7 protein-coding genes are annotated in these 7,706 nt (G+C 47.9%); 3 read left to right on the top strand and 4 right to left on the bottom strand.

The features are described 5' to 3' along the window. A partial coding sequence (locus PHU49_11880; GenBank protein MDD5244705.1) for a hypothetical protein occupies window positions 1-2,975 on the top strand: 2,975 nt, incomplete at its 5' end. Here the strand turns inward: PHU49_11880 and ybgF are convergent. From ybgF to PHU49_11860, 4 genes are read right to left on the bottom strand one after another with little or no spacing between them, the layout of a single operon-like run. Beyond that, complete coding sequence (gene ybgF, locus PHU49_11875) at window positions 2,955-3,707, bottom strand: tol-pal system protein YbgF (GenBank protein ID MDD5244704.1); 753 nt, start codon at window positions 3,705-3,707, stop codon at window positions 2,955-2,957. The two genes, PHU49_11880 and ybgF, sit on opposite strands and share 21 nt — an antisense overlap. A 3-nt stretch (window positions 3,708-3,710) precedes the next feature. Then, window positions 3,711-4,274: a peptidoglycan-associated lipoprotein Pal gene (pal, locus tag PHU49_11870; GenBank protein ID MDD5244703.1), complete on the bottom strand. Its 564-nt coding sequence runs from the start codon at window positions 4,272-4,274 to the stop codon at window positions 3,711-3,713. Between the two features lie 12 nt (window positions 4,275-4,286). Beyond that, window positions 4,287-5,585, bottom strand: coding sequence for a hypothetical protein (locus PHU49_11865; protein ID MDD5244702.1), 1,299 nt, complete (start codon window positions 5,583-5,585; stop codon window positions 4,287-4,289). Next, a complete protein-coding gene (locus PHU49_11860) occupies window positions 5,572-6,471 on the bottom strand; it encodes a selenium metabolism-associated LysR family transcriptional regulator (GenBank protein MDD5244701.1) in 900 nt (299 codons plus the stop codon). The genes PHU49_11865 and PHU49_11860 overlap by 14 nt, the downstream gene beginning before the upstream one ends. A gap of 327 nt (window positions 6,472-6,798) precedes the next feature. On the opposite strand from PHU49_11860, the gene PHU49_11855 reads away from it, so the two are divergent. After that, window positions 6,799-7,008, top strand: coding sequence for a 4Fe-4S binding protein (locus PHU49_11855; protein MDD5244700.1), 210 nt, complete (start codon window positions 6,799-6,801; stop codon window positions 7,006-7,008). Further along, a partial coding sequence (locus tag PHU49_11850) for a 3-methyl-2-oxobutanoate dehydrogenase subunit beta (protein ID MDD5244699.1) occupies window positions 7,005-7,706 on the top strand: 702 nt, incomplete at its 3' end. The genes PHU49_11855 and PHU49_11850, both read left to right, overlap by 4 nt.

The following is a 7,706-nucleotide window of genomic DNA, read 5'->3' as shown; positions in this document are numbered from 1 at the left end:
TTGGTCTCGATGAATTCACGGGCAGTACCGCGGTGGCAACGCTCTGTGCGGAGATTAAGCAGGATAAGTATGCCCTGGAGCCAAAGTCACATGACAACACCGTTGAGCGCCTTAACGAAATTTTGCGAACGCCAAAATTCTATGATGTCTGTTTGAAGAAGAAAGACCCGATAGACCTGACACCTTATACCAAAAAACTTATTACGGCAACGAGGGAGATGCGGAACAAAAAGTTTAAAGAACTGAATCCCGATCAGCAGCGGAGGATCATAGAGCTGAACCGGTTGGTATTACACAAGGTCTATCCACAGACCTGCCCGAGGTTGCGGAAGAGGTTTATTTTCAGTGATCCCCAGGAAGTAAGAATTGCTTACGATTCCGGTGAGATCGATCTCCATGCGCGGATAAAGGTCAGGCTTGATGGACTTATGGAAGAGACAACGGTAGGAAGGGTCATTTTACGGGATGTTATAGAAAATGCCCTGATGGAGCTGGAAGAAGGAAAAAGGCAGTCAGTAATGAGAGAACTTTTCAGCTTGATAAAAGATGCGCCGATGGACAAGAAGAACATTGGCCAGCTTGTCGATAAATGCTACAGGGAGGCTGGTGAGAAATGCACCGTTATTCTCTCGGACAGGTTGAAGGACCTCGGCTATTATTACGCCACGCTTGGAGGCATATCAATCAGCATTGACGATATGAAGGTTCCTGTTAAGAAGAAGGAGCTGATAGAGCGTGCCAACAAAGATGTCCTTGTAGTGCAAAAACAGCACTCTGAGGGCCTCATTACCGATGGTGAGCGATATAACAAGGTCATAGATATCTGGGCCAATGTCACGGAGGAGATCGCAAAAGAACTGATGGATGAGCTCGGTTCTGAAATAGTCCTTGACCCTGAAGGAAATCCGGTTATAGGGCCCAACGGGAAACCCGAGCTTCAGAACAGCAGAAACCCCATATTCATCATGGCTAATTCCGGGGCAAGGGGAAACGCGCAACAGATCAGACAGCTTGCAGGTATGAGAGGACTCATGGCCAAACCTTCCGGCGAGATCATCGAGACACCGATCAAGAGCAATTTCAGGGAAGGGCTCGACGTGCTGCAGTATTTTATATCGACCCATGGGGCGCGTAAAGGTCTTGCCGATACCGCGCTGAAAACGGCGAACTCCGGATACCTTACAAGAAGGCTTGTCGATGTCGCCCAGGATGTTGTGGTAAATGAGTATGACTGCGGAACGATCGATTATATTGAGGTGGGATCGCTGATTGAAGGCGGCGAGATCATTGAACGGCTTGACGCAAGGATCCTCGGCAGGGTCGCACACGAAGATCTCAAAGACCCTGATGGCGGGATCATCGTGAGGAAGAATGAAGAGATCAGAGAGCAACATCTGAAGGCAATCGAAGAGGTTTATGAAAGGGTGAAGATACGGTCAGTGCTCACCTGCCGCTCCAGGAGGGGTGTCTGTGAGCTCTGTTACGGACGTGACCTTGCACGGGGACGGCTGGTAAGTATTGGCGAAGCCGTAGGGATCATTGCAGCCCAATCTATTGGAGAACCTGGAACACAGCTGACAATGAGGACATTCCACATTGGGGGAGCCGCTTCGAGGAGGGTTGAACAATCCACAATAGAAACGCGGAGCGAAGGGTACATAAAACTGATGAGCGTGAAGGTCATTAAGAATAAGGATGGTATCCCCGTGGTGATGAACAGAAACGGTGAGATTGCCATTATGGATGAAACCGGAAGGGAAAGGGAAAAGTTTAGTGTTCCATATGGGGCGAGACTGCTTGTCAATGAAAAGGAGAAAACAAAACTGACAAAGGACCCCGCTGAGAATATTATGAAACAGAAGCTTGCAGAATGGGATCCTTATACAATCCCTATCCTTTCAGAAGTAACCGGGAAGGTAAAATTTGGTGATATCTTTGAGGGAGACACGATGCAGGAGAGCAAGGACGAGGTGACCGGTCTTTCCTACAAGGTCATCATCGAGCCGAAGAATCCTGATTTCCGCCCAAGGATATCGATCAAAGATGACAAAGGCAAAACTATCATTATACCAAACTCAACGAGTCCGGCGCGCTATATGCTGCCCATCGGCGCGCATATCATGGTCAACGAAGGCGATATGCTCCATGCGGGCGATGTTGTGTCAAAGATACCGAGGGAGACGACAAAGACAAAGGATATCACCGGCGGTTTGCCGAGAGTTGCCGAGCTCTTTGAGGCAAGAAAGCCGAAAGAGAGCGCCATAGTAAGCGAGATTGACGGCATGGTCTCATTTGGAAAGATGATGAAAGGGAAAAGAGAGATTATCGTCAACCCTGAGTCGGAGCACGTTGAACCCAAGAAATACACCATTCCGAGAGGGAAACATATCATCGTCCATGAGGGTGATTATGTAAAGGCCGGCGAGGCATTAATGGATGGGCCGAAGAATCCACATGACGTGCTGCGCATCCTTGGTATTCAGGAGCTTGCCCGTTATCTTGTTGATGAAATACAGGAAGTGTACCAGTTGCAGGGAGTGAAGATAAACGACAAACACATCGAGGTTATCGTGAGACAGATGCTGAAGCGCGTCAAGATCAAAAGCGTAGGCGACACGAACTTTATCATCGATGATTTTGTTGAGAAATGGATCTTTGAAGAGGAAAATGAACGTGTTCAGGGTAAAGGCGGAAAACGCGCAGAGGCTGAGTCGTTATTCCTCGGGATAACAAAAGCTTCCCTGATCACCGATAGTTTTATTTCAGCAGCCAGTTTCCAGGATACAACAAAGGTCCTCACGCAGGCTTCAATAGAAGGAAGGGTCGATTACCTGAAGGGACTGAAAGAGAACGTTATTATGGGAAGGATCATTCCTGCCGGGACCGGTTTTATAAAATACAGGAACTACGACATGAATCCCATTAGTGGTTCCGAGGAAAATCGCCTGGAACCGTCAGATATTAAGGTTTCGTAATTTTCGTTCAGCGATAATAGCTTCCTCGCTTTTCGGATAGAGCTCTATAATCCTCTTAAGGAGGGTTGTAGAGCTCTTTTTGTCTTTGGTCTGATTAAATGCCTCTGCCTGGGAAAGAAGCGCCCGGGGGGCCTTCTCGCTTTTTGGATATTTGTCGATAATCTCCTGGAAAGAGACGATTGCCTTTTCATAGTTTTTCAGATTCATGTAGCTTTCACCTGTCCAGTAGAACGCATTAGGCACGAGCGGGGTCCCGCCGTATGATTCGGTAAACTTTGTAAACTTGATGATCGCCTCATCATAAGCCCCTTTCTGGTAAGCGTCAAAGGCATCTTTATAGGCGCTTTCATACTTTGCGTCAGTTGCCGGTGAACCTGGTTCGGTTGCCAACCCGGCGGGTACCGTATTTGGTTTTTTCTGGGCGCCCAGCATGGTTTTTGTTTCATTCCAGTAGGTCCTTAACTGGTATTCCAGCTCATCGAGCTTGCCCAGGATGCTCTTTATCTTTTCATCCCTGCTCTCAACGGCAGCATAGACACTGACGACCTGTTTACCGACATTTTCATTATCTTTTGAAAGTTGCGCCAGCTTTGCGTTCGTTTCCTGTTTGAAGCTATAAAGATCGTTCTGCAGGAATGACAGGTTGCTCTGCAGCTGTGTCGTCTGTTCCTCTGTTGCGCAACCTGCTGCTGCCAGCGCAATAACAATAATAATGACGGCGTATTTGTACATGGTTTACCCCTTCTGGTCGATTTTAAAATGGGCACGTCTGTTTTTTGCCCAGGCATCCTCGCTATGGCCTGTATCGGAAGGTGTTTCCTTGCCGTATGAGACTGTTTTGATCCTCGACCCCTCGACGCCCATCTTGACGAGATGTTCCTTTACCGATTCCGCACGTTTTTGACCGAGAGCGAAGTTGTATTCCACGGTGCCCCTCTCATCGCAATGTCCTTCCACGATGATCGCCGCTGTCTTCGATTGTTTCAGCCAGTTGCCTACTGCCTGGAGCTTCGGCAGTTCCGACCCCTGGATCGTATAGCTGTCGAATTCGAAATAGATGTCCTGTTGCGAAAGGGATGTTCTCATCTTCTCCTCAAGCATTCTCAGTCTGTCTCTTTCTGCCCTCGCCAGTTCTTCCGCTGTGACATCGCCCCCCCTATCTTTTCCGCTGGTGTCCGTTGTTACGCCAGCGCCCTGACCCTGACCGGGTGTTGTTTTATACGTCGGCTGAACTACTTTCGGAGCGCATCCGGCAAACATAACGGCACATACAATCGATAGTACGAAAAAATATTTCATGTTACCTCCTTTTTACGGCGCGAACTTCGGCTGTTCCTCGTTATTATCAGTAAATTTCAACAATCTTTTGTTTTCTCCATTGTACAGCATCGTGTGCAGGCTGTATCTCCCTCCTGCCTGCGAGGAGAATAGTATATATCTTCCACAGGGAGAGAATTGCGGTGAATCGTTGAGGGCGCCGCCATTTGTCAGGACCCTCTGGTTTGAGCCGTCGGCATTCATGATTGATATTTCAAAAGCACCTTCGATCTTCGACACGAAGGTTATGAGGTCGCCTTTTGGTGAGAATGAGGGCGCGCTGTTGTAATTCCCGTAATACGTGAGCCTCTTGATATCCCCTGATGCAATATCCCGGACGAATATCTGGGGACTTCCGTACATATCGGACACAAAGAGCAGTTTTGAGCCGTCAGGTGAGAACGATGCCGATGTGGCGATCCCTTCCCTCTGCAGTATGGTCCTTTTCTCTTTTGTTGCTATGTTGTATGTATAGATGGTCGAGTTCTTGCCGACTGTATGCGAATATACAAGGGTCGAATTGTTCAGCCATGATGAACAGATCTTCATGCCGTCGCTTCTATCCACGTAAATCTCTCTCCCCCCCTCCATGTCTTTCACGTAAAGATTCGGCCTCCCGTCCTTGTATGAGGTATAGGCGATGTACCTCCCGTTCGGGGATACCGAAGGGGCAACAGAGATGCTATTGTAATTGGTGATCTTTTTCAGGTTAAATCCATCGATGTCTGCCATGTATACTTCTTTGAGGTTCCTTCTTCCACTAACAAAAACTACCCGGGAACTCATGATGCCCTTGTCGCCGGTGACGGTGAGCAGGATGTCATCAGCAAGCCGGTGGACGAGCCTCCTCCAGTCTTCCTGTCTTGAGCGGTATCTTTTTGCAAGCATCATGGAACCGTCGAGGGTATCATAGAGGAACGCCTCGAGGATAACCTCGCCGTCTTTGAGCTGGAATTTGCCTTTACAGAGAAGCTCGATCCCCACTGAACGCCAGCTTCCAAAGTTGATCTCCTGTTTTTCCACTCCTTCGTTAAGGAACTCTTTATCGAGGAGTGATTGCGGCGCGACGATAAAAAACCCTGACAGATCGAGGTCTTTGTTCAAAAGGTCGCTCATGTCTGTCTGGAGTCTGTCTGCTTTGTCGCTCTTGAAGTATGGCACGGCAACGGTTATTTTTTTAAAACTTCTTCCATAGATATCAAGATATACCCGCGCCTCAGCAGCCTCTGCCATGAAAACGCCTGCAGTGAAAATGACGCAGAGGGTGAGGATAATCCATTTACCTTTTTTCATGCTTTCTCCATTTGTCTACTATGTCGAGGAGCGCCTTTATCGGCGGCGAAATCGTCTTCCCCTTTTTTGTCACAATATAGAAGGACCTTACAATATTAGGCAATCCTTCAATATTTAAACATTTCAGGTTGTTATTTGCAAGTTCATGAACGATTGCCATCTTTGAGACGTACGAAACGCCCATACCGCTTTTAACCGCCTCCTTTATCGCCTCCGTATCTGTTAATTCGGCGATGACCTGCAGTTCCGGGAACACGTTGATTTTTAATCTTTTCAGCGATGATTCGAAATGATTTCGCGTGCCCGATCCCTGTTCCCTGATAATGAGGGGGTAATCTTTTAACTGTTTAATGTGGATCGTATCGGGGAAAGAGAGCGGCGCGATCATGACGATTATGTCATCAAGGAATTTTTTATATTCTATCTTTTTTGTCTCATATTTTGCCCCCACGAAGCCAACATCGATCTCGCCTTCCTCCATCTTCTGAAGAATGGCTTTTGTATCAGCGATGATGAGCCTGAACCGGATACCATTGTACAGTTGCTTAAAGATATTCAGCAATCCGGGCAGGATATAAACCCCGGGGATATTGCTTGCCCCCACCGTGATATCGCCTTTTTGCAGACCTTTAAATGCGGCAATCGCATCAATGGTCTCCTTTTTAAGACCCAGGAAATCCTTCGCATACCGGAGAAGGATCTCCCCTGCCCTGGTGAGTACGACAGTCCGCTTTGTCCTGTCAATAAGCTTTACGCCGAAATAGCGCTCGAGGTCGACGATCTGCTTGCTGACCGTTGGCTGAGTGAGAAACAGCTCCTCGGCTGCCTTCGTAAAGCTTTTTAACTCCGCTATCTTCACAAACGTTTCGAGGTGTCTTAAATCCATTGGTTAAAATTAAGATATATATTCCGCTAATGCAACAAAAATGATAGGGAAAAAACAACCCTCATAGCTTATGCAAATCCTAAATCCTAATATCGAAATCCTAAACAAGCACAAATGTTCAAAATTCAAGATGTGTCGGGCGTTTTTAGTTTGGAACATTTGATATTTGAATTTAGAAATTGTTTAGAATTTGGTGCTTAGAATTTAGAAATTGCCATGAGCCATCAGATATGAGCCAAGCATTCATAAAACATTTGACAAGGGACGCCCCTGTGGGCTACGCTAAAAGCGTTTTGTAAGTCTGGTTTTTACAAACCGAGGCAAACGGTGAAGGGCGCGATCAGGATAGAACAGGAAAGATGCAAGGGCTGTTTGCTCTGTATTGAGTTCTGCCCGAAGAAGGCGATCTTCCTCTCAAATATATTAAATTCCAAGGGATATTTTGTCGCTTCTTTTGAAGAAAGCAGGGAATGCACAGGGTGTGCCACCTGCGCGATCATGTGTCCTGAGGTCGCGATAGAGGTATTCAAGAATTGAAGAAACTCATGAGCGGCAACGCGGCGCTGGGTGAAGCGGCGGTCCTTGCCGGCTGCACATGCTATTTCGGGTACCCCATTACCCCGCAGAACGAACTGACAGAATACATGGCAAAACGAGTACCGGAAGCCGGAGGAATATTTATTCAATCTGAAAGTGAGATCGCGGCGATCAACATGGTCCTTGGAGCAAGCGTGGCGGGGGCTCGTGCCATGACATCGTCAAGCAGCCCCGGCATGAGCCTGAAACAGGAAGGCATCTCTTATCTCGCGGCAGACGAACTCCCGGCAGTTGTTGTTAACATGATGAGAGGCGGACCTGGTATGGGAAATATCTCTCCCGCCCAGTCCGATTATCTGCAGGCTACGCGCGGCGGCGGCCACGGCGATTACAAGACGATCGTTCTTGCGCCGGGATCGGTCCAGGAGTTGACCGATATTGTTCCCCTCGCGTTTGATCTTGCCGATGCGTACAGGAATCCTGTCATTATCCTCGGTGACGGGATGCTGGGACAGATGATGGAGCCGGTGAGTTTTGATAACATAAAACCCGCTAAAGATTATCCGAAGGATTATATCCTGACTGGTGCGAAAGGAAGACCTTCACGGATGGTCCGTTCCCTTCTCTTTGATACGAAGGAAGAGGAGGAGCATAACTGGAAACTCTTCAGAAAGTATCAGCGGATGGAGCAGAACGAG

This window comes from Syntrophorhabdaceae bacterium (assembly GCA_028713955.1).
Taxonomy (GTDB): Bacteria; Desulfobacterota; Syntrophorhabdia; order Syntrophorhabdales; family Syntrophorhabdaceae; genus UBA5609.
The sequence above is the reverse complement of the archived record's forward strand: the minus strand, read 5'-3'. Positions and strand labels throughout refer to the sequence as shown.

Coding starts and splice junctions, on each gene's coding strand:
- PHU49_11860 (MDD5244701.1), bottom strand. CDS start 6,471: ATGGATTTAAGACACCTCGAAACGTTTGTGAAGATAGCGGAGTTAAAA.
- pal (MDD5244703.1), bottom strand. CDS start 4,274: ATGAAATATTTTTTCGTACTATCGATTGTATGTGCCGTTATGTTTGCC.
- ybgF (MDD5244704.1), bottom strand. CDS start 3,707: ATGTACAAATACGCCGTCATTATTATTGTTATTGCGCTGGCAGCAGCA.
- PHU49_11865 (MDD5244702.1), bottom strand. CDS start 5,585: ATGAAAAAAGGTAAATGGATTATCCTCACCCTCTGCGTCATTTTCACT.